The organism is Maricaulis sp. W15, from assembly GCF_001924955.1.
GTDB lineage: Bacteria > Pseudomonadota > Alphaproteobacteria > Caulobacterales > Maricaulaceae > Maricaulis > Maricaulis maris.
Window position 1 is genome coordinate 409,762 of the sequence record NZ_LQXG01000012.1, and the last position, 20,785, is coordinate 430,546.

The 20,785-nt window shown below is 62.1% G+C and carries 21 protein-coding genes and 1 tRNA gene; 11 read left to right on the forward strand and 11 right to left on the reverse strand.

Translation table 11 applies throughout. The features are described from left to right. Position 1: 1 nt before the first annotated feature. The 4 genes from AWH62_RS07355 (at position 2) to hflX (ending at position 3,989) form a co-directional block, all read left to right on the forward strand. Positions 2-1,405: a potassium transporter TrkG gene (locus tag AWH62_RS07355; RefSeq protein WP_075189824.1), complete on the forward strand. Its 1,404-nt coding sequence runs from the start codon at positions 2-4 to the stop codon at positions 1,403-1,405. Positions 1,406-1,415: 10 nt separating this feature from the next. Continuing rightward, positions 1,416-2,261, forward strand: a complete 846-nt coding sequence (locus AWH62_RS07360) for a D-amino-acid transaminase (protein WP_075189825.1) — start codon at positions 1,416-1,418, stop codon at positions 2,259-2,261. 106 nt (positions 2,262-2,367) lie between these two features. Then, the gene (gene hfq, locus AWH62_RS07365; protein ID WP_075189826.1) at positions 2,368-2,640 is read left to right on the forward strand and encodes an RNA chaperone Hfq; all 273 of its coding nucleotides are present in this window, start codon (positions 2,368-2,370) and stop codon (positions 2,638-2,640) included. Continuing rightward, entirely contained in the window at positions 2,637-3,989 is a 1,353-nt protein-coding gene (gene hflX, locus AWH62_RS07370) for a GTPase HflX (protein ID WP_075189827.1), read from the forward strand. The genes hfq and hflX overlap by 4 nt, the downstream gene beginning before the upstream one ends. A gap of 16 nt (positions 3,990-4,005) precedes the next feature. Here hflX and mazG read toward each other — a convergent pair whose 3' ends face one another. The 7 genes from mazG to AWH62_RS07405 all read right to left on the reverse strand — a co-directional run bounded on the left by mazG (position 4,006) and on the right by AWH62_RS07405 (position 10,696). After that, a complete protein-coding gene (mazG, locus tag AWH62_RS07375; RefSeq protein ID WP_075189828.1) occupies positions 4,006-4,827 on the reverse strand; it encodes a nucleoside triphosphate pyrophosphohydrolase in 822 nt (273 codons plus the stop codon). A gap of 330 nt (positions 4,828-5,157) precedes the next feature. Next, the gene (locus AWH62_RS07380) at positions 5,158-6,009 is read right to left on the reverse strand and encodes an MBL fold metallo-hydrolase (protein ID WP_075189829.1); all 852 of its coding nucleotides are present in this window, start codon (positions 6,007-6,009) and stop codon (positions 5,158-5,160) included. Continuing rightward, a complete protein-coding gene (locus AWH62_RS07385; protein WP_075189830.1) occupies positions 6,006-6,788 on the reverse strand; it encodes a TatD family hydrolase in 783 nt (260 codons plus the stop codon). The genes AWH62_RS07380 and AWH62_RS07385 overlap by 4 nt, the downstream gene beginning before the upstream one ends. A 2-nt stretch (positions 6,789-6,790) precedes the next feature. Beyond that, positions 6,791-7,840, reverse strand: coding sequence for a DNA polymerase III subunit delta' (locus tag AWH62_RS07390; protein ID WP_075189831.1), 1,050 nt, complete (start codon positions 7,838-7,840; stop codon positions 6,791-6,793). After that, positions 7,837-8,472 carry a dTMP kinase gene (gene tmk, locus AWH62_RS07395; protein ID WP_075189832.1) on the reverse strand — a complete coding sequence of 212 codons (636 nt, stop codon included), beginning with the start codon at positions 8,470-8,472 and terminating at the stop codon, positions 7,837-7,839. Before tmk ends, AWH62_RS07390 begins: the two co-directional genes overlap by 4 nt. Before the next feature lie 3 nt (positions 8,473-8,475). Further along, on the reverse strand, positions 8,476-9,621 hold the full coding sequence (locus AWH62_RS07400) for a D-alanyl-D-alanine carboxypeptidase family protein (RefSeq protein WP_075189833.1): 1,146 nt from the start codon (positions 9,619-9,621) through the stop codon (positions 8,476-8,478). A 124-nt stretch (positions 9,622-9,745) separates the two neighbouring features. Next, positions 9,746-10,696, reverse strand: a complete 951-nt coding sequence (locus tag AWH62_RS07405; protein ID WP_075189834.1) for a septal ring lytic transglycosylase RlpA family protein — start codon at positions 10,694-10,696, stop codon at positions 9,746-9,748. A 123-nt stretch (positions 10,697-10,819) separates the two neighbouring features. On the opposite strand from AWH62_RS07405, the gene AWH62_RS07410 reads away from it, so the two are divergent. Further along, positions 10,820-10,907 (forward strand) — tRNA-Ser (locus AWH62_RS07410). Positions 10,908-11,004: 97 nt separating this feature from the next. After that, on the forward strand, positions 11,005-11,133 hold the full coding sequence (locus tag AWH62_RS07415) for an entericidin A/B family lipoprotein (RefSeq protein WP_075189835.1): 129 nt from the start codon (positions 11,005-11,007) through the stop codon (positions 11,131-11,133). Between the two features lie 55 nt (positions 11,134-11,188). Here AWH62_RS07415 and AWH62_RS07420 read toward each other — a convergent pair whose 3' ends face one another. From AWH62_RS07420 to AWH62_RS07430, 3 genes are read right to left on the reverse strand one after another with little or no spacing between them, the layout of a single operon-like run. After that, positions 11,189-12,691: a RimK family protein gene (locus tag AWH62_RS07420; protein ID WP_075189836.1), complete on the reverse strand. Its 1,503-nt coding sequence runs from the start codon at positions 12,689-12,691 to the stop codon at positions 11,189-11,191. After that, complete coding sequence (locus AWH62_RS07425) at positions 12,688-13,176, reverse strand: N-acetyltransferase (RefSeq protein WP_075189837.1); 489 nt, start codon at positions 13,174-13,176, stop codon at positions 12,688-12,690. Before AWH62_RS07425 ends, AWH62_RS07420 begins: the two co-directional genes overlap by 4 nt. Next, positions 13,176-14,720: a bifunctional GNAT family N-acetyltransferase/carbon-nitrogen hydrolase family protein gene (locus AWH62_RS07430; RefSeq protein ID WP_075189838.1), complete on the reverse strand. Its 1,545-nt coding sequence runs from the start codon at positions 14,718-14,720 to the stop codon at positions 13,176-13,178. The genes AWH62_RS07425 and AWH62_RS07430 overlap by 1 nt, the downstream gene beginning before the upstream one ends. Before the next feature lie 229 nt (positions 14,721-14,949). On the opposite strand from AWH62_RS07430, the gene msrP reads away from it, so the two are divergent. Next, positions 14,950-15,936: a protein-methionine-sulfoxide reductase catalytic subunit MsrP gene (gene msrP, locus AWH62_RS07435; protein WP_075189839.1), complete on the forward strand. Its 987-nt coding sequence runs from the start codon at positions 14,950-14,952 to the stop codon at positions 15,934-15,936. Positions 15,937-15,959: 23 nt separating this feature from the next. Then, positions 15,960-16,637 (forward strand): sulfite oxidase heme-binding subunit YedZ, encoded by a 678-nt coding sequence (locus AWH62_RS07440; protein ID WP_075189840.1) that lies wholly within the window; start codon positions 15,960-15,962, stop codon positions 16,635-16,637. Here the strand turns inward: AWH62_RS07440 and AWH62_RS07445 are convergent. Next, positions 16,577-17,062, reverse strand: a complete 486-nt coding sequence (locus AWH62_RS07445; protein ID WP_083635075.1) for a hypothetical protein — start codon at positions 17,060-17,062, stop codon at positions 16,577-16,579. The two genes, AWH62_RS07440 and AWH62_RS07445, sit on opposite strands and share 61 nt — an antisense overlap. A 114-nt stretch (positions 17,063-17,176) precedes the next feature. On the opposite strand from AWH62_RS07445, the gene AWH62_RS07450 reads away from it, so the two are divergent. From AWH62_RS07450 to AWH62_RS07460, 3 genes are all read left to right on the forward strand, one after another. After that, a complete protein-coding gene (locus AWH62_RS07450; protein ID WP_075189939.1) occupies positions 17,177-18,301 on the forward strand; it encodes a M14-type cytosolic carboxypeptidase in 1,125 nt (374 codons plus the stop codon). Between the two features lie 3 nt (positions 18,302-18,304). After that, on the forward strand, positions 18,305-18,751 hold the full coding sequence (locus AWH62_RS07455; RefSeq protein ID WP_075189841.1) for a YaiI/YqxD family protein: 447 nt from the start codon (positions 18,305-18,307) through the stop codon (positions 18,749-18,751). Positions 18,752-18,872: 121 nt separating this feature from the next. Beyond that, positions 18,873-20,735 (forward strand): M2 family metallopeptidase, encoded by a 1,863-nt coding sequence (locus AWH62_RS07460; protein WP_075189842.1) that lies wholly within the window; start codon positions 18,873-18,875, stop codon positions 20,733-20,735. Positions 20,736-20,785 lie beyond the last annotated feature (50 nt).

Sequence of the window (20,785 nt, forward strand, 5' to 3'; positions counted from 1 at the left end):
CATGACGCCTGTCGCCTTTCTCCGGCCGCTTGGCGCGCTCTGGGTTCTCCTGGCGGGCGTGGCCCTGTTTGCGGCCTTCGTGGCGGCGGCGGTCGGCGAGCCGCATCTTGCGCCGCTGTTCGGGACGACGGCGCTGATTGCCTTCATCCCCGGCATCTTCATCCTGACAGCGACGCGGGGCCTGCAATCAAAAGCGAGTGCGCTCGATGCGCTGGGTCTGGCGCTTCTATCCTGGATTACCGCGCCGGCCATGGCGGCCCTGCCGTTCTGGCTGACCGGGTATTTCGATCCGATCGATGCTGTATTCGAAGCTTATTCGGCGGTCACGACGACCGGTGCGACGCTATTGCCGGCCGAGGATTTGCCACGCTCGCTGATCTTCTGGCGCGCCATCCTGGCCTGGCTGGGCGGTTATGCGTCGCTACTGCTCGCGATCGGCATTTTCGCGGCACTCGATCGGGACATTCCGGCGATCCGCAAGTCGGCGCTTTTGACGCTACGGTCCGACAATGTGTTTTCCCACTTGCCGCAAGCGGCACGGCGCATCGGCGTCATCTACACCATTTTGACATCGCTGATCTGGCTCGGTCTCCTGTTTGGCGGCAACGGATTGTTCACCTCGACCGTGCTGGCAATGAGCGCCATTTCGACCAGCGGCTATACGGTCGCCGATGGTGGCCTGTTGGCCACGATCGGTCCGATCTCGACACTGTGGGTGGTTATTGGCTGCCTGCTCGGCTCGTTGAACATTGCCCTGTTCTGGGATGTCCTCCGTGACCGCTCGGTCCTGCGCGATCCCGACATTCTCGGCATCAGCGCCCTGATTATCGGTTTGGGCTTCTTTTATATCCTGGCGCGGCCCGGGACACCGTTTTCGGACTTCATGGATGCTGCCTTCATCGTGTCCACCAGTGGGTTCTCCGCTGGCGGTGGCGTGATACCGGCTCTCGCGGCATCGATCTTTGTCGCGCTGATCGGCGGAGCGGCAGCGTCGACGACAGGCGGCATCAAGGTGTCGCGGATACTGTTGTTGTGGAAACGCATGGGCGCCGAGCTTGCGGTCCTGTCCGACCCGCGAAGCGTTGTCCCGGTGAGCTTTCGCGGCCGCCGGGTACACGAGACGGCTTTGGTCGGGATCTGGGCCTATGTGCTCGCCTTCGTTGGCTCGATCGGATTGGGTACGATGGCGCTGACGGCGGCCGGTCTCAATTTCGAGGATGCTTTCCTCGCGATGACGGCGGCGCTCGCCAATATCGGCCCGTTGTTCGACCAGTCCGAGCCCTTGGCGAGCTGGTCGCACCTGCCCGACCAGACCAAACCCATCCTTATTTCAGCCATGATTTTGGGGCGTTTGGAAGTGCTCGCCGCGATCGCCGCCGTGTGGGCACTCTTCATCAGGAAGTGACGAAAAACCAATGCGCTTTGCCTATGTCAACGGACGCTTCTGCCGTCATGGCGATGCCGCCATTCATGTCGAGGACCGCGGCTTCCAGTTCGCCGACGCCGTCTATGAGGTCTGGAGCGTTCGCAACGGACAATTGATGGACGCGGACGGGCATTTCGGGCGTCTGGCCCGGTCATTGGGGGAATTGCGCATTCCCGAGCCACGCTGCCGTCCGGCGCTGGAACATATCATCCGCGAACTCCTGCGCCGCAACCGGATCCGCGACGGGCTGGTCTATCTGCAGGTTTCACGCGGGCAGGCGAGGCGGGACCATGCGTTTCCGAAAAAGCCGATCACCCCGACCATCGTCCTGACCTGCAAACGACTCGATTTCGCGGCGGCCGATGCCCGTGCGGCGACCGGAATCGCGGTGATCACCGTTCCCGACGAGCGCTGGGCGCGTTGTGACATCAAAACTGTCAACCTGTTGCCAAATGTCCTCGCCAAGCAAATGGCGGTGGAGGCCGGGGCTGTCGAGGCTTGGCAAGTCGACGCAGACGGCTTCATCACCGAGGGCAGTTCGACCAATGCCTGGATCGTGACCAAGGCCGGCACATTGCTCACACGGCAGGCCGATCATGGCATACTTCACGGCATAACTCGCGCTCGAATTATCGAATGTGCCCAAAGGCTTGGACTTGATGTCGTGGAACGCGCCTTCACCCCGGAGGACGCGCTGGATGCGCGCGAGGCTTTCCTGACGTCCGCGACTTCGTTCGTGACACCGGTAGTTTCGATTGACAATCATGTGATTGCCAATGGCGAACCCGGTTCACTGACCTCCGCGCTCCGCGAGGCCTATCTCGGCGAGGCGTGAGCCCATAATCCAGCTTCCCATGCAAAATGAAGTGGTTGCAGGGCAAGGCAGGGGCTGTATACCCTACATACGAATCGCTGATCAAAGCGACGCATGCGGAGCCAACATGTCGCACGATAAAAAACAAAATCTCCAGGATGTCTTCCTGAACTCTGTGCGTAAAACGAAGACGCCCCTGACCATTTTCCTCGTCAATGGGGTCAAGCTGCAGGGCGTTGTCACCTGGTTCGACAATTTCTGTGTCCTGCTTCGCCGCGACGGGCTGTCCCAGCTTGTCTACAAACACGCCATCTCGACCATCATGCCGGCCGCACCGGTCTCGTTGTTCGAGGATGACAAGGCGGATGAAGACGCAGCGGAAGAGAGCGCCACGGATTGATTGAGCGCGAGGCGCCGGTATCACGCGCCCTTGTCATTCATCCCGCCAGCCGCGCTGACATGGAACGCGCCGAGGCGCGTCTCGAAGAAGCCTCCGGATTGGCCGAAGCCCTCGACCTTGAGGTCGTGGACGCTTCCATATTGCAAATCCGCAAGATCGACAGTGGCCGCTATTTCGGCCGCGGAAAGCTCGCCGAACTGGCTGAGATGATTGCCGATCTCGAGGCCAATGTCGCGGTAATCGACACCGCCCTGTCGCCGATCCAGCAACGCAATCTGGAAAAAGCCTGGAATGTGAAAGTGATCGACCGGACCGGTCTGATCCTGGAAATTTTCGGCCAGCGCGCGCGTACAAAGGAAGGTGTGCTGCAGGTCGAACTGGCCCGTCTGGCCTATGAACGCTCGCGCCTGGTGCGGACCTGGACCCACCTGGAACGCCAGCGTGGCGGCCGCGGCTTCCTGGCCGGCCCCGGGGAGACACAGATCGAGACCGACCGGCGTCTGCTGAACGAAAAAATGGCCAAGCTGCGCCGTCAGCTCGACGAGGTCCGCCGGACGCGCGCCTTGCACCGCTCGAAGCGTCAGGATGTGCCGTTTCCGACGGTCGCGCTGGTTGGCTACACCAACGCAGGAAAGTCTACGCTTTTCAATTCGTTGACGGGTGCCGGCGTGTTCGCCCAGGACATGCCGTTTGCGACCCTGGATCCGACGGTGAGGGCGGTCGATCTGCCCGGTGGCACCCGTATTCTCCTGTCAGACACGGTCGGCTTCATTACTGACCTTCCGACCGAGCTTATCGCGGCCTTCCGGGCGACGCTGGAGGAGGTTCGTGAGGCGGACCTTCTGGTCCATGTCATCGACTCCTCGGATCCGGATCGCGACGGCCGGATCAAGGATGTCGAGAGCGTGCTGGATGCGATCGAGGCCGGGCCGGCGCACGAACAAGCCATGCTGGAAGCCTGGAACAAGGCGGATCGACTGGACGAAGACGGCGCCGAAGACCTCGCCATCACGGTTCAGATGGCCAATCTGAAGGCCGGCCGCCCGGTCAAGCTCGCCTTGTCGGCGGTGACCGGTGAGGGCGTCACCGTGCTCGTCGAAGCCGTCGAGCGGGCCTTGTCACGCGAGAATGAGCGGCTGGAAATCCGGATTCCGCCACAGGACGCGCGCGCCTTGGCCTGGCTGCATGCGCATGGCGATGTGTTGGCCAGCAAGATTGATGCGGAAACCGGTGCCACCACGATGCAGGTTCGCCTGCACCCGGTCGAGGCCGGACGGTTTCGCGCGCAATTCCCCGAACTGGCAATCCCGCAGGGGATTGGCGAGGTCGAGGACGAAGATGATTTCTGACCGGACCTGCCGCTGATCAGGCCGGTTCGGCGGACGATTTCTCGATCCGCTTGGCCTCGTCCCAAAGTGCTTCCATGGCGTCCAGGGACGTGTCTTTCATCGCCTGACCGCGGGCGGCGAGCGTGTCCTCGATATGCCGAAAGCGGCGCTCGAACTTGGCATTGGCGCTGCGTGTTGCCGCCTCGACATCGACCTTCATCTTGCGACCGAGATTGGTGCACACGAAGATCAAATCACCGATCTCCTCGGCGACCGCGTCGGCATCATCGGCCGCCATGGCTTCACGCACCTCGGCCAACTCCTCGTCGACCTTTTCCAGAACGCGGTCAGCGGTCGGCCAGTCAAAGCCGACCGTGGCGGCGCGCTTTTGCAGTTTCTGGGCGCGTTTGAGGGCGGGAAGGGCGACCGGCACATCGTCGAGCAGGCTCTCGCCCTTGTCCGAGGACTTTCGTTCGGCCGCCTTGATCGCCTCCCACTCAGCTGTCTGCGTCTCGGAATCGCGCGTGTCGGCATCTCCGAACACGTGCGGGTGACGGCGGATCATCTTGTCATTGATGGCAGCAGCGACATCGTCGAAGCCGAACAGACCGGCTTCAGCGGCGATCTGGCTGTGAAACACGACCTGGAGGAGGAGGTCACCCAACTCGTCCTTGAGCTCGTCATAGCGTTTGCGCTCGATCGCATCAGCGACCTCATAAGCTTCCTCGATCGTGTAGGGCGCGATGCTCGCGAAATCCTGTTCCAGATCCCAGGGGCAGCCGCCATCGGGATCACGGAGCTTCGCCATGATGACGCGAAGACGGTCGATAGGGGCGAGATTTTCGGGCGGCGTGGTCATGACGTCTCCGGATTTGTCGAGCGCAGTTTCGTCGCGACCATAATCCGATTTGCCGCGCTGTAAGCCCGCCGCCGATACTTAAAGCAGGAAGAAAATTCAGACCTCTCATACCACGCGAACGAATTCCTCGCTGATAGTGTGCCTTAAGTAGGTGGTGCGTCGCATTGAATTTATTCGATAAATTGGATGAGGCGGCACTACCGGGTGTCGGCGCATCTCGTTGCTGACGCACGTCCGTTTAGCGCATAATAAATATTATGAGAAATAAATGATGGATTTATCGAGCCCGGCGCTGCGCGAAACTGCGCGACAAAGTGCCGATCAAATCAGTCAGTCGCGGATCGAAATCACGCCGTCGACCTCTTCCACCATGAGACCGTCATGCCCTGGATGGACTCCGTCCGGGAGTCGCGCGGCGAGCTCGGCATGGTCGAGTGTGATGTGGAGATTGGTCAGAATGCCGATCGGCGCATCGACCCGGCTCAGTGCGGCGAGCGCCGCATCGACGTGAAAATGTGTCGGATGCGGTTCGTCGCGCAGCGCGTCGACGACCCAGCAAGTCACGCCGTCGAGAATTTCGGCGCTATCCTCCGGCAGTCCGTTGATGTCGGCCGAGTACGCGATCTGACCAATCCGGAACCCGAGCGATCGGATCCGGCCATGTTCCTGGTCAAACGGGATGATCGCAACCTCGCCGCCCGGACCGCCGACCAGCACGCGTTCGCCAAATGCCGGCATGTGACGCTGGTCCAGGATTGGCGGATAGCCGGAATTCGGTGCCGCCTGAAAGGTATAGCCAAAACGAGTGGTCAGGGTTTTCGCGGTCGCGGTGTCCATCCATACCGGAATGCGCTGGCGCTGCAGATAGGCAAAGGCGCGCAGGTCATCAATGCCATGGGTCTGGTCGGCATGGTCATGCGTCATCAGGACACCGTCGATCCGCGTCACGGCGGTCGACAACATCTGCTCGCGGAAATCCGGTGATGTGTCGATAACGACCCGGGTCACCGCCTCGCCACCCGCCAGATCGGCCTGGGAGTGTGCATGCTCGACAAGCGCGGAACACCGCCGACGCCGGTTTCTCGGGTTGGCGGGGTCACAATCGCCCCAATCACCATTGGCGCGTGGCACGCCGCCGGATGATCCTGTTCCCAGGAGCGTCAGGCGGGTGACCCCACTCACGGACCCGGGACCCGGTCAAACAGGCGGAAGAAATTCTCGGTCGTGCGTCGCTCGCACTCTGCTTCGCTCCAACCTTTCACCGCCGCCAGGCCGCGCGCCACATCCGGCAGGAAAGCCGGCTCGCAGCGGCGTCCACGGTGCGGCATGGGCGCCAGATACGGGCAATCGGTCTCGACAATGACCCGGTCGTCGGCAACCTCGTCGCGGAACACCACGCGGACCTCGTCGGCCTTTTTGAAGGTGATGATTCCGGAGGCGGCGAAATAGGCCCCCAGCCTCGACGCCCGTCGGGCCAGTTCGGCGCCGCCGGTGTAACAATGCAAGAGCGGGCGAAATGCCCCCTTCCCCATTTCCGCTTCCAGCAGATCAGCCATCGCCTCGTCGGCGTCACGCGTGTGCAGGATGAGCGGTAAATCGGTTCGACGAGCCGCTTCGATATGAGCAACAAGCGATTGAAATTGTTGATCCCTGGGCGAGTAGCCGTAGTGAAAATCCAGACCGGTTTCGCCAATGCCGACGACTTTGGGATGGGCGGCAATCTCGATCAACTCGTCCGCTGTAATGTCCGGACGATCCTTGGCATGGTGCGGATGCGCGCCGATCGTGCACCAGATATCGTCATGCGCTTCAGCAATCGCGGAAACAGCTTCAAAATCAGCAAGCTGGCAACAGATGGTGATCATGCGTCCCACACCGGCCGCCCGGGCTCGGTCGATGACCGCATCAAGATCCTCGGCGAATTGCTCGCCGTGCAGATTGACGTGACTGTCGATGAACATGTCTAGGCGCGGGCCTTTTCCTTGCGCGCAACATTGCGGACCTGGCCGAGCGCGCTCAAAATTGTCTGCTTGGGGTCGAGATAAAGGGCGTTGGCGTCGCGGACAAGCGTGTTGAGGTTACGCCAGCTATCCAGCCAGTCCGTTGCGTCGCGACCGGCCTCGGCTCGGTCACGCGCCTGGACACGGATCGCATTGGCCAACACTTCATAAAACAGGTCGCGCATCTCCTCCTGCCCCTTCAGGCTGAGGCGGTCAGCGATTTTGCGGATATCAGCGTCACTGGCTGCTGCACCGCGATCCACCAGAAGATTGACCTCGGCCGCCAGCTCGACACCTCCACCGGCAATCAGCGTCAGCGCCCGACCGGGTGCGCCGCCGGCCAGTTTCGAGGCTGCCAACGCCGACCCGGCATTGTCGGCGGCGCCCGTCTCTTCCAGCCAGCCCGCTGTGGCTTCGACCGAAGGCGCGCGAAGCGCCAAGCGACGACAGCGCGACCGGATGGTGGCAGGCAAACGTCCCGGCGTATGCGTGACCAGGAAAAGCACGCCGCGATGCGGCGGTTCCTCAAGTGTCTTGAGGAGTGCGTTGGCGGCGTTGTTGTTCATGTCGTCGGCACTGTCGACAATGCAGACCCGCCAGCCGCCACCGCCCGAGCTCATTTCAAAGAAATGCGGTGCCCGGCGCGCCTCCTCGACCGTTATCTCGCCGCGCCATCGCTTGCGCTTCTCGTCCCAGGGGCGCCGCAATAACAGAAGATCCGGCGTGGCTTGCGACTCGATCAGCTTGCAGACCGGGTCCTGCGCACTGGCGCCGAGCGGTCCCGCTTCCGGCATCGCGCGGGCTCCCAATACACGGCGCGCGGCGCGCCAGGCCAAGGTTGCCTTGCCGACGCCGCGCGGTCCCGTGATCATCCAGGCATGATGCAGGCGACCGCTCTGCCAGGCGTCGGCGAAGGCCTGTTCGGCGGCGTCATGGCCAAACACGTCGTAGCGTTCGCGTGGCGGCAGGCAGCCGGGCTGGACATCGGAGCCAATATCCGGATCGGTACTCATGTGGTGGCGATCAGCCGGGTGTCGATTGCGGTCATGGCTGCGTCAAGAAGCTGGTCGGGCGTGGAAGCGCCGTCCAGGACGGCGCATCGTTGCGGCGCCTCGGCGGCAATGTCGAGAAAAGCCTGACGCAGGCGCTGATGATATGCGGTATCGAATTTTTCAAACCGGGTCGCTTTTTCGCCCCGCTCCACCGTCCGTTCCAGACCGGTCGCCGGATCGAGATCGACGACCAGGGTAAGATCGGCGTTGAAGTCTCCGAGTGCGAAATGCTGCAGCTCGGCCAGATCAGATGCCGACAATCCGCCTGCCACGCCTTGGTAGGCCCGGGTGGAATCGGCAAAACGGTCACACAAAACCCAAGCGCCACAGGCTAGGGCCGGCTTGATGCGTCGTTCGACATGGTCAACGCGCGCCGCAAACATGAGCAGGGCTTCGGTGCGCGCCGACCAGCGTTTGACATCGCCATTGAGAAGAATGTCACGGAGGAGTTCAGCCCCCGGCGTCCCCCCCGGCTCGCGGGTCACCACGACGTCAATCCTGCGCTTGGCCAGTTTTTCGGCCAGCCCGCGGATCAGTGTGGTCTTGCCAACGCCCTCGCCGCCTTCCAGCGTGATGAATTTCCCCGCCGCCACGTCTCAGCCTCGCAACATGTGAGCAAGGGCAGCACCAATCCGGCCCATCAGGCCTTTCTGGGCGACGCTTTCTGCGGCAACGAGATCGTATTCGCGCGGCGGATAATCGGGGGCTTCAACGATCAGCGTGCCGACGACATCGCCTTCATTGACCGGGGCAACAAGCGGGCCGTCATAACTGACCGTGACACTGAGATCGCGCCGGGCGCGGCGATGCAGCCCGGCCGTGATGTCAGCATTGACCCGCAACGCAACCCGTTCCGCTTCGCCCATGAAAACCTCGGCTTGGTGATCAACCACATCACCAGCTTCGAACAGGCGGTAGAGGCCGTAATCCGACAGCGCTGCCCGCATCATGCGCTCGGCTTCGGTGGCGCGGGCGGCGTTCGACGTCATGCCATTGAAAACGATGATGCGGCGCTCGCCATCACGCTCGGCCGAGCCGACAAGCCCGTAGCCGCTTTCCTCGGTATGGCCGGTCTTCAGCCCGTCGGCACCGGAAAACACGCCCAGGAGCGGATTACGGTTATACTGGCGGATGCCGTTATACGTGAATTCACGCTCGGCCCAGAGACCGTAATAGTCCGGATGATCCTCGATCAGGATCCGGGCCAGACGGGCCAGGTCGAGGGCGCTGATGCGGTGATCGGGGTCAGGCCAGCCGGTCGCGTTGGCGAAGCTGGCGCTGGTCAGGCCAAGCTCATGGGCCCGATCGGTCATCATGTCGGCAAAACCCCGCTCGCTGCCACCGATCGCTTCGGCAAGCACGATACAGGCATCATTGCCGGACTGGATGATCACGCCGCGCAGAAGGTCCTCGACGCGGGCCCGCGAATTGACCTCGAGAAACATGGTGGAGGAACCGGACGCCGCACCGCCGGTCCGCCAGGCATGTTCAGAGACCGGGAGCTCGTCATCCAGTGACAATGAGCCGGCTTCAAGAGCCTCGATGACCATCAAAACGGTCATCATCTTGCTCATCGAGGCGGGCGGCATCGCCTCCTCGCCATTGCGCGAGAACAGGACTTCACCGGTCTCGGCGTCAAGAATGACGGCGTGGCTGGCATCGGTCTGATACGTGGCCTGTGCCGCAAGCGGCGCGGTGATCACGAGCGAAAGAAGGAAGGCAAATGCTGATAAGACGCGCACGTCGATACGCTCCCTGGCCGGAATCGGAACTGCTTCGAGGCGAGATGAGCATTGAAGCGCGGCAAGACGATGGCGTCCAGCGCCGCGGTCACGAAGACGGCAGTGGCCGGGACAACATCCCCGGTCAGTTCATCGCGACAATGCGTGTTTCATAGACGCCCCAATCGGCCAGCGAGCCGCGCGCAGCCTGGGCTGCGGAGCGATCGGCCCAGCGTCCGAAGAAGACCCGCCAGACCTGTCCGCGACCGGAATTGCCGGCTTCTACCCAGACCTCACCGGCACCATCCAGGCGCCGGGCGAAGGATTGGGCATTGTCGGGATCGGAAAAAGCACCCAGCTGCAGTGAGAAGGATCCGGACGGGGTGCTGGCCGGCTGCCAGGCCGGGCTTGGCTCGATCGTGGCCGGTTCAACCGCGGCAACTTGTGTCGTGACAGGCATTTGGGCCGGCACTCGTGTCGGCGTCGGGTCGGCATTGGCTTGGTAGACCCGATTGGGCGGTGCTCCGGCTTCATGGGCTGGTCCGAGATATCTGACCCGGACATGCGCCAGCCCCGTACCGATATAGTCGAGCTCCGTCGCCGCCGCACGGCTGAGATCGATCAGGCGATTGTCCACAAAAGGGCCGCGGTCGTTGAGCCGAACGATCACCGAACGGCCGTTTTCCAGGTTTGTGACCTCGACGATCGAGGGAATCGGCAGGGTCGTGTGAGCCGCCGTCATCGCATGCTGGTCGAAAATTTCCCCATTCGCGGTCGGACGGCCATGAAAATTGGGTCCGTACCAGGAGGCGATTCCGGTTTGATCATAGCTGTCATCACGTCGCGGCTGATAAGTCCGCCCGGCCACCGTGTAGGCACGGCCGACTTTTTGGTGGTCACTCGATGCGGCGATCAGGCCGCGTGTACTGACTGGTGCCGATGCGCGGGTCGCTGTATTGGTCGCCGGTTGCCACTGGCCTGCGCTGGCGGTTGTTGGGCCTCGGCCGGAATAACGACGCAGGTTGTCGGGTGTCGATGAACAAGCCGCCACCAGGCTCAAGCCCAGGGCCGCCAGTAAAAGCCGCCATTTCCGCACGACGCGATCACTCCGTTTTCAGATCTCGGTCCAGTCACCTGTTTAGCGCAGAATGGTGAAAGGAGCGTAAGCTGCATCTGGAGAGTTGCGCATCGGGCGCCAAGCCGTCTATTTGAAGCGACCGGAGGGGTGGCAGAGTGGTCGATTGCGGCGGTCTTGAAAACCGTTGAACCGCGAGGTTCCGGGGGTTCGAATCCCTCCCCCTCCGCCACTCGCTCGGCAACCGGCCCCGGCGCCGCGATAAAAGTGGCGTTGCCGCCCCAAGCGTCATCGGGCATTCTGCTCATCTCATATCAGCAGAGGTCGCCATGAAGAGAATCGTCACTTTTGCCGCCGTCGCGCTTTTTGCGGTCAGCCTCGCCGGGTGCAACACAATCCGCGGTGCCGGGCAGGATATCGAGCGGGCCGGCGAGGCCGTTCAGGACGCAACCAACTAGACCGAGAGAAACCAAGCTTGTTTGGGCGCCAACAACAGGCGCAACCGCCGACAATTCACGGCTTGGCCGCGACGGTATTGGCAGCGACCGTGTTGGCAGGCGTTCCGATGCGGGCTTCGAGGCGTCGGGCGAACCAGCCGATGATGGCTTCCCAAAGCTTGTCTTTGAGCACGGCGCCTTCGACATCGCTTTCCAGGTTCGGGTTGTCATTGATCTCAATGACATAGACGCCGTCCGGCGTTTCCTTGAGGTCGATGCCGTAAAGGCCTCGGCCGATCAATTTGGCGGCGGCGAGCGCTGTTTCGATGACGGCTGGCGGCGCGTCGGCGACATCAAAACTCGCAAACCCGCCCTCCAGCGATTTGCCGCCGTCGAGATGCTTTATGATCTGCCAATGGCCCTTGGCCATCTTGTATTGGCAGGCAAACAGCGCCTCCCCGTCCAGCACGCCAACCCGCCAGTCAAAACTGGTGGGCAGGTATTCCTGGGCGATGATCAGCGCAGTATCCTCGAATAATTGCTTGGCCCGCACCCGCAGGTCGGCCTCGGTCGAGACCTTGTGGACGGAGCGCGAGAAAGACCCGTCCGGCGCCTTGAGCACGACCGGCGTTCCCAAACGGTCCATCAACCCGTCCAGCGACTGATTCTCGTCGATCACTTCGGTGCGCGGCGCCGGCACGCCGCCCAATTCCAGCAATTCCTTCAGGAAGACCTTGTTGGTGCAGCGGATCATCGACGTGGTGTCGTCAATTACCGGCATGCCCTCCTGTTCGGCCCGGCGGGCGAAGCGATAGGTGACATTGTCGATGGCTGTCGTCATGCGGATGAAGAGCGCGTCGTATTCGGCGAGGCTGGCCAGATCGTTGGGGCCGATCGGAGCGACTTCGACGCCCATGCGGGCCGCCACTGTCGCCAGCCGCTTCAGCGAGGCGGGCCTGGACGGCGGCATGTCTTCGGACGGGTCGGTCAGCACTGCGAGCGACCAGCGTGCCGGCGCCTTTTCCTTGCGGTCCGACCAGCCACGCTGGGTGTGGCGTGCCAGGGCATCGAGAAAGAAGGCTCGCGCCTCGCCCCTGAGCGCATTGGGCGCCAGCGGCCGGATCCGTTCGATCGCCTGTCCCGATTTGGTGAGCGTGACTTCCAGTACCGGCACCCGGAACCAGTCGAACAACAGCTTGCCGAAGCGTCCCAGGCCGGGCTGGTCCACGCGACCGAAGGCAACCGTCAGGGCGGATGGCAACGACGCCGCGTCGGTGCGCTCGCGGGCCAGAGCCGCATTCAGTTCCGGCAAGGCCTGGGCATAGAGTGTCTTGCGCGACAGCTCGACCATGGTCTGGGCCGTCGGCGCAATCCGGTGACCACGGGCCTCGGCCAGCAGGGAGGCGTAATAGCCTTGCGTCTGGTAACCATAGGAACGCGCCAGATTGAGGATATTGGGGCGCCGCTGGGTGAACAGCCCCGGATTGGCGAGATAATCGCGGACTCGCAGGACTTTGTGCGGGGTCTCGTGTTGGGCGAGATCATTCGGGAATTCGACAAGGATGAGCCAGTCGCTCACGAGGGGCCATGCTCCGATGGAAGGGTCGTGGAACCGGTCCCGACGGGGCGCTCCAGAACCAAGGCTGTTTCGCCGTCCTCGTAATAGGCAATTCGCTTGTCATGCAAGCGAAAACCGAGGCGCTCATACAATTTGACCGCGGCCTTGTTCGAGGGCCGGACTTCGAGCCGTACACGGTCGCAATTCTCGGCCGCGGCGCAGGCGCTGGCGGCCCGTAAAAGCGCGTCCGCAATGCCCTGGCGTCGCGACACCGGATCGACGGCCAGCGAATAGATGCGGGCCACCGCACTGCCTGTGCGCAGGCTGAGGGCCAGATAACCGCCCTGCCCGGTTTCGGAATCCGCAAGGAAGAAGCGCGTGCGACCACCGGTCAGCATGCGCAGGAGGTTACCGCGCGCAAAACGATCAGCGGTGAAGCTTGCCGCCTCGATTGCGTCGATGCGATCAATGTCATCCCGCACCGCCAGGCGCACCGGGGGCGTCATCAGGCTTTCCAGTCGACCTTGTAGAGATCGAAGCGGCGATCGCGCAGATTGCGGACGGTGCCTTCCTGCCGCGCCCAATCGAGGTCGGTGAGATCGAGATCGGCGATCGCGACGGTTTCGACATTCTCGGTGCACTCAGCCGCTATCCCGTCGCGGGCAAAGCGGAAGTCGCACGGGGTGAGAATGCAGGACTGGGCGTATTGGATATCCATGTTTTCCACACCCGGCAGATTTCCGACATTGCCGGACATCACGACATAGCACTGGTTTTCAATCGCCCGGGCCTGGGCGCAATAACGCACCCGCAGATAGCCTTGGCGATTGTCGGTGCAGAAGGGCACGAAAAGCAGCTTGGCGCCCGCATCGACCAGCTTGCGGGCCAGTTCCGGGAATTCGCTGTCATAGCAGATCAGCACGCCGATCGGCCCGCAATCGGTGGGGATGGTGATGATCTCGTCGCCGCCCAGGATATTCCACCAGTGACGCTCGGACGGCGTCGGGTGGATTTTTTCCTGGGCGTGGACCGAACCGTCACGCAGGAAGACATAGGCGACATTCTGGATATCGCCATCCTCGGTCCGGGTCGGGTGAGATCCGCCGATGATGTTGATATTATAGCTGATCGCCAGCTCGCGCATTTTCTCGACGAAATGCGGCGTGTATTCGGTCAGGCGTTCAATGGACTGGGCCGGGGTGAGACGGGTCTCCTCCAGCGCCAGAAGCTGCAGGGTGAAAAGCTCCGGAAACACCACGAAATCGCAGCGATAGTCCGATGTGACATCGACGAAGTATTCGATATTGCTGATGAATTCGTCGAAACTCTCGACCCGGCGCTGCTGGAATTGCACCGTCGCGACCCGAACAATGTCCTTTTGCCCCGGCGGAGCGTTGTCACTCAGTTTTTGTTCAACCGCATAGGGATTGCGCCACACCATGTGGCTGGCCCAGCCACGCGAGGCGCGGTCGCTGGGCAAATAGGCTTTCAGGACGCCGATTGGCTCAAAGCCCATGCGCGCCTGGAAGCGGATCACCGGATCGGCGATCTCCTGGGCCATGACCGCATCGAGATAGCCCTTGGCGGTGGGGTATTGCTTGCGTTTGCGCTGCCAGTTCGGCATCCGGCCGCCGAACACGATGCCTTCCAGCTCATAGCGCTCCGCGAGTTCCTTGCGGGCATCATACAGACGCTGACCGATCCGCAATCGGCGCCGCGCCGGATCGACACAGACCTCCATGCCGTAGAGCCACTCGCCTTTCGGATTATGGCGCGAGGCATAACCGCCACCGGTGATCGCATCCCAGGTGTGCGGTTTCAGCGCGGTCTCGCCATCAATGATGAAGCTGGCCGCATAGCCGACGATCTGGTCCTCATACTCGACGACCACCTGGCCATCGGCAAAATTGCTGATCTGGCCCTGCAGCATGCCGGCGGAATAGGCGCCCATTTCAGGATAGACCCGACCGACCAGATCAATGATCCGGGGAATATCGTCCAGCGTGGCATTACGGACATTGAGCGTCGAGCGACCGGGTTGGCTGGGCAATCATATCCCCTGTAAGGCGTTGACCCCGGCCCATGGCCGCAGGTGCTTTCAAGACTGATCCGTAGAGCAACCATCAGTGTCGTCAACGACAATATTGCCGGCATAACTGCAAGCTTCACCCCTGTTTTCGGGTAACATCCGCGCGCAAAGCGATCACGAAACCGTAGACGGGGCAGACGCGCGGCCAAATCGGCTTATCTCTTGAGGCAAGCAGGCACGGAAACCACACATGTTCTTTCGCACCTCCCGCCCCTGGCAGGCCCGAGAATCCGAGGTCACACCCAGGGGCTTGTTCCTCAATCGCCGCAAGATCATCGCTTCGGGCGGCGCCTTGGCCCTGTCAGGTCTGGCGGCGTGTGAAGCGGAGTCGGGCAGCCAGCCGCGCGGTGGCGCGGCCTCCGGATCGCGACCGACCAGCGGTGCGCTTGACTATCGTGGCACCGCTTATGACGTCGCCGACGCCCAGACGCCCTACCCGGCCGTGACAGGCTATAACAACTTCTACGAATTCGGCGTCGGCAAGGATGATCCGGCCCGTTATGCCGACGCGATGACGACGGATCCCTGGTCGATCCAGGTCGAGGGCCATGCCGGCCGCACGGGTCGGTTTGCGCTCGAGGATGTCGTCGATTTCTCGAACCTTGAGGAACGCATCTACCGGCTGCGCTGCGTGGAGGCCTGGTCGATGGTGATCCCATGGGTTGGTGTGCCGCTGGCGCAGGTCCTGGCGGCCTTCGAGCCGACATCGGACGCCCGCTATGTCCAGTTCGAGACCAAGCTGGATCATGACGAGATGCGGGGCACGCGGTTCCGGGTGCTCGACTGGCCCTATGTTGAAGGCCTGCGCATGGATGAGGCGATGAATGAGCTCGCCTTCCTGGCTGTTGGCCTGTACGGCGAAGTGCTTCCCAACCAGAACGGCGCTCCGGTGCGTCTCGTCGTGCCTTGGAAATACGGCTACAAGTCCATTAAATCGATTGTGAAAATCCGTTTCGTGTCGGAACAGCCCGAAACCAGTTGGAACCGGTCGGCGCCGCGCGAGTACGGCTTTTATTCCAACGTCAATCCGAACCGTGCCCATCCCCGCTGGAGCCAGAGCTCCGAGCGCGTCATTGGCGGCAATGTCTTTGCCCGGCGGGATACGGAGATGTTCAATGGCTATGCCGAACAGGTGGCTCACATGTATGCCGGCATGGACCTGATCGAGAACCACTAGGCCGGACAGGATAATTTCGCCCCATGGCACGCAATCCGGTTCTGCGGACATTCAGCCGTCATATCATGAAGCCGCTCGCCTTCTGGCTTCTCGCCCTGCCCGGCCTGTGGCTGGGTTGGCAATGGGCGCTATTGCTCAGCGGCCAACCCCATGATCTCGGCTTCAATCCGATCGAGACCACGCACCGTTTTCTCGGTGATACCGCCATCCGCATCCTGCTTGTCTCGCTGGCGGTGACGCCTGTGCGTGATCTGACCCGGTGGGGACCGGTCATGATGATCCGGCGGCGGATCGGGCTGGCCGCCTTTTGGTATGCATTGCTGCACATCCTCGCCTATCTGGGCCTGGATCTTTTTTTGGCCGCCGGGATGAGTGTCTCCGGTGCCCTGGCGGGTCTGTGGCGCGATGTCGCCGAACGGATCTATATCACGCTCGGCATGACGGCTTTCGTGCTGCTCATTCCGCTCGCGATGACATCATTCAACCGGGTGCAGCGCTGGCTCGGCAGCCGGCGCTGGCAAGGCCTGCATCGCCTTGTCTACCCGATCGCCATCCTGGCGGTCTTCCATCACGGCTTCATGGTCAAGGGCAACCAGCTGGGCCCATGGATCCATGGCGGCATACTGGCGCTGTTGCTGGGCTATCGCTTGTTCGGGATGATCGCCCGGACGAGATCACAACCCAGCGCCAAGGCCTCCTGACGCTTGATCACCAGCAGGGTGAGGCAGGATAGCCAAACCAGACAGGCCGCCACGAACAGGCCGCCGCCATCGCTATTGGGATCGATGCCGAGCGGGGTGAAGAGATGGAAGCTGATCGCGCCCGTCATGATGGCCAGTCCGAGCGCGCTGCCGAGCAGCTGGAAACGGCGAAATGCCGGTATAAATCCAATCAATAGGAGCGTGGAAGCAAGGAGTTCTACCGATCCGATGACGTATTGGCTGAAGAGTCCGGCGTGGTCAAACAGGCCCGGCGCGCCCCAGCCGGCGGCCCATCCATCGAGCCGCCCGAAGATCACTTGTGTTTCCGGCGCATCGGTAAATTTGTAGCGCAGCGAGTCGAGAAAGATCGCTGAAACAAAGAGTGGCAGCCCGAAGCGGACGGCCCGTGAAAGCCAGATCATCATGTGCATGTCTCCCAAGCCGCGACGCAGGCACGCCGTCGATTGCTCGTGCGATATGGTCTATCACGGTCACAAGCGAGTCACCCTTTAGCGAGGAAAGCGGAGCACATTATGGGCCTGCACATCACCGACGCCTTTGACAGCGGCAATATCGAAGTTCTCGACGCCGCCGATCCGGCCCGTATTCGCCTTGAAATCCGCAAGGATAATGGCTCCGACTTCTATCAATGGTTCCATTTCCGCGTGACCGGCGCGATGGGCGAGCCGCTTTCCATGGCAATCGAGAACGCCGGCGGCGCGGCCTATCTGGAAGGCTGGCCGGGCTATCAGGCCTGTGCCTCCTATGATCGCGAAACCTGGTTCCGGGTCGACACCGATTATGCCGACGGCACCCTTACCATCCACCATCTGCCCGAAGCGGACACCGTCTGGTTCGCCTATTTCGCCCCCTTCTCGATGGAACGGCATCAGGATCTGATCGCCTGGGCGCAGCTGCATCACGCTGTCGAACTGGAAGTGATCGGCGAGACGCTGGATGGCCAGACGATGGACCTGCTCACGGTGGGCGAACAGGACAGCGCCACCCGAACGATCTGGGTCACGGCGCGCCAGCACCCCGGCGAGACCATGGCGGAATGGTGGATGGAGGGTTTTCTCGGCCGCCTGCTTGACGATGACGATCCGGTTGCCCGCAAGCTGCGCGAACAGGCCGTCTTTTACATCGTGCCCAACATGAATCCCGATGGCTCCAGGCGCGGTCATCTGCGCACCAATGCCAAGGGCGTCAATCTGAACCGGGAATGGGACAAGGCGACGATCGAGAATTCTCCGGAAGTCTTCCACGTCCTGGGTCGCATGCGCGAGACCGGGATCGACCTGGCACTCGACGTCCATGGCGACGAGGCCCTGCCCTACAACTTCATCGCCGGCGGCGAAGGGTCCCCGAATTTCGATGAGCGCGGGCAGGCGCTGCTGGACGGCTACAAGGACGCGCTCTGCCTCGCCAGTCCGGATTTCCAGACCGAGCACGGCTATGATGTCGACGCGCCCGGCACCGCCAACCTCTCCGTCTGCACCAATTATCTCGCCAATGAATTCAAATGCCTGGCGATGACTTTGGAGATGCCCTTCAAGGACAATGCCGACCTGCCGGACCCGGAGTTCGGCTGGTCGCCCGAGCGTTGTCGCAAGCTGGGGGCGGCCAATCTGGATGCCATGCTGGCCCTGGTCAGCGAGCTTTAGCGCATGACGATTTATGTCGATGCCGACGCCTGCCCGGTGAAGGACGAGATCATTCGGGTCGGAGAGCGACACCAGGTCGAGATGCTGTTTGTCTGCGATGGCGGATTGCGGCGACCGAACTCGCAATGGGCGCGGCTGGTGATCGTCGAGGGCAAGCTCGACGCGGCCGATGACTGGATCGCGGAGCATATCGGGCCGGGCGATGTTTTCGTCACCGCCGATATTCCGCTGGCAGACCGTTGCATAAAGGCGGGCGGGATCGGGATTGATCCGCGCGGCAAGCTCTGGACGGTGGACAATATCGGCGCCGCCCTGGCAACCCGGAATTTGATGACCGACCTGCGTGAAGCCGGGGCTGTCACCTCCGGTGCCAAGCCTTTCGGCCCCAAGGATCGCTCGGCCTTTCTCGACGGAATGGAACGCGTGATGCGGGCCGCTGCGGCCAAATAGCGCTAACATCCGATTTTTCAGCACACATTTGCGTGGCGGTGGCTTGACCTGCACGGCAAGCGCCGCAGGATAGCGCGCGATAGCCAAACCTGCCTGACACGGCAGACGGGGAGAGATGATCATGAAACGTTTGATGACGGGCGCCGCTGCGAGCGCCCTTCTGCTTGCTCTGGCAGGCTGCAGCGCGCCGACCGAAGGGCCGGCTGCGAACACCGCCGATCAGGCAGCGAACACCTCGGTTGATGCACCGGTTACGCTGGCCGATGCCGAGCGATTCCTGGCCGACGCCGAGAGCGAGCTGCGTGAATTCAGCGAGTTCGGTGCGCGCACCGCCTGGGTGCAGAACAATTTCATCACCTATGACACCAATTGGCTCTTGGAGCGCATGTCGACCCAGGGCACCGAGATTGCCGTGCGCCTGGCGACCGAGACCGCGCAATACAATGATCTTGAGCTGACCACCGAGATGGCGCGCAAGATGAATGTCCTGCGGGCCGGCATCACCCTGCCCGCCCCCTCCGACAGTGCGGCCGCGGCGCGCCTGTCCGAGCTGGCGACCCGCATGGGGTCGGCCTACTCGACCGGTCTGATGGAAATCGACGGCGAGATGGTTGATCACAACGAGCTGGAAAACATCATGCGGACCAGCCGCGATCCCGAATTCCTGTCGCATGTCTGGGCTGGCTGGCGTGACAGCTATGGTCCCGAGCAGATGGCGACGGATTATGCCGAAATGGTCGAGATCGCCAACCAAGGTGCTCGCGATCTGGGCTTTTCCGACCTCGCGGAGATGTGGCTGTCAAACTACGACATGCCGGCCGACGAGATGGAGGCCGAGGTTGAGCGTCTTTGGGGCCAGGTCGAGCCGCTCTATGAACAACTCCACTGCTATGTCCGTGACGACCTCAACGAGCTTTATGGCGACGAGGTCCAGGCCGCCGAAGGTCCGATCCGGGCCGATCTGCTGGGCAATATGTGGGCCCAGTCCTGGGCGGCCCTGTCCGACGTGGCGTCGGTCAGCGATGCCGGCCCGGCCTATGATCTGACCCAGCTTCTCGTCGACGCCGAATACGACCCGATCCGCATGACCGAGACGGCGGAAAGCTTCTTTACGTCACTGGGCATGGAAGAGCTCCCGGACACATTCTGGGACCGCTCCCTGATCACCCAGCCGCGTGACCGCCAGGTCGCCTGCCATGCGTCGGCCTGGAATCTCGACAGTGTCGATGATCTGCGCATCAAGATGTGTACCCGCGTCAATGCCGATGATTTCGTCACCGTGCATCATGAGCTGGGCCACAACTTCTATCAGCGCGCCTATAACCAGCAGGACTTCCTCTTCCAGGGCGGTGCCCATGACGGTTTCCACGAAGCCATCGGTGATTTCATCGCCCTGTCTGTGACACCGGATTATCTGGTCCAGATCGGCCTGCTCGATCAGGCCGATGTGCCGGATGCTTCCGCCGATCTCGGCTTGTTGATGGATACGGCCCTCGACAAGATTTCCTTCCTGCCCTTCGCCATCATGATGGACCAGTGGCGCTGGCGGGTGCTGCGCGGCGAGATCCAGCCGGAAAACTACAATGACGCCTGGTGGGAATTGCGCGAGAGCTATCAGGGTATTGTGCCGCCCGTTGAACGCGGCGATGGCGCTTTCGATCCGGGCTCGAAATACCATATCGCCAATAATGTTCCCTATCTGCGCTATTTCCTGAGCTTCATCATGCAGTTCCAATTCCATGAAGCGGCTTGTGAAATGGCCGGCTGGGAAGGCCCGCTGCATCGCTGTTCGATCTACGGCAATGAGGAAGTCGGCGCCCGCTTCAACGCGATGATGGAAATGGGCGCCAGCCAGCCCTGGCCGGACGCGCTGGAAGCCTTCACCGGCACCCGCGAGATGGATGGTTCGGCGATCATTGCCTATTTCCAGCCGCTGATGACGCATCTGGAAGAAGAGAATGCCGACCGCAATTGCGGCTGGTAATCAATCCATCGGGTTGAGTCAAAGGCGGCGCCGCACCGGGGCCGCCTTTT

What these genes read in the sequence shown, in the direction of transcription:
- AWH62_RS07355 (WP_075189824.1), top strand. Translation starts at nt 2, where the DNA reads ATGACGCCTGTCGCCTTTCTCCGGCCGCTTGGCGCGCTCTGGGTTCTC.
- AWH62_RS07390 (WP_075189831.1), bottom strand. Translation starts at nt 7,840, where the DNA reads ATGAGTACCGATCCGGATATTGGCTCCGATGTCCAGCCCGGCTGCCTG.
- msrP (WP_075189839.1), top strand. Translation starts at nt 14,950, where the DNA reads ATGTTCTTTCGCACCTCCCGCCCCTGGCAGGCCCGAGAATCCGAGGTC.
- AWH62_RS07455 (WP_075189841.1), top strand. Translation starts at nt 18,305, where the DNA reads ATGACGATTTATGTCGATGCCGACGCCTGCCCGGTGAAGGACGAGATC.
- AWH62_RS07385 (WP_075189830.1), bottom strand. Translation starts at nt 6,788, where the DNA reads ATGTTCATCGACAGTCACGTCAATCTGCACGGCGAGCAATTCGCCGAG.
- mazG (WP_075189828.1), bottom strand. Translation starts at nt 4,827, where the DNA reads ATGACCACGCCGCCCGAAAATCTCGCCCCTATCGACCGTCTTCGCGTC.
- AWH62_RS07415 (WP_075189835.1), top strand. Translation starts at nt 11,005, where the DNA reads ATGAAGAGAATCGTCACTTTTGCCGCCGTCGCGCTTTTTGCGGTCAGC.
- hfq (WP_075189826.1), top strand. Translation starts at nt 2,368, where the DNA reads ATGTCGCACGATAAAAAACAAAATCTCCAGGATGTCTTCCTGAACTCT.
- AWH62_RS07445 (WP_083635075.1), bottom strand. Translation starts at nt 17,062, where the DNA reads ATGATGATCTGGCTTTCACGGGCCGTCCGCTTCGGGCTGCCACTCTTT.
- AWH62_RS07440 (WP_075189840.1), top strand. Translation starts at nt 15,960, where the DNA reads ATGGCACGCAATCCGGTTCTGCGGACATTCAGCCGTCATATCATGAAG.
- AWH62_RS07425 (WP_075189837.1), bottom strand. Translation starts at nt 13,176, where the DNA reads ATGACGCCCCCGGTGCGCCTGGCGGTGCGGGATGACATTGATCGCATC.
- AWH62_RS07360 (WP_075189825.1), top strand. Translation starts at nt 1,416, where the DNA reads ATGCGCTTTGCCTATGTCAACGGACGCTTCTGCCGTCATGGCGATGCC.
- AWH62_RS07460 (WP_075189842.1), top strand. Translation starts at nt 18,873, where the DNA reads ATGAAACGTTTGATGACGGGCGCCGCTGCGAGCGCCCTTCTGCTTGCT.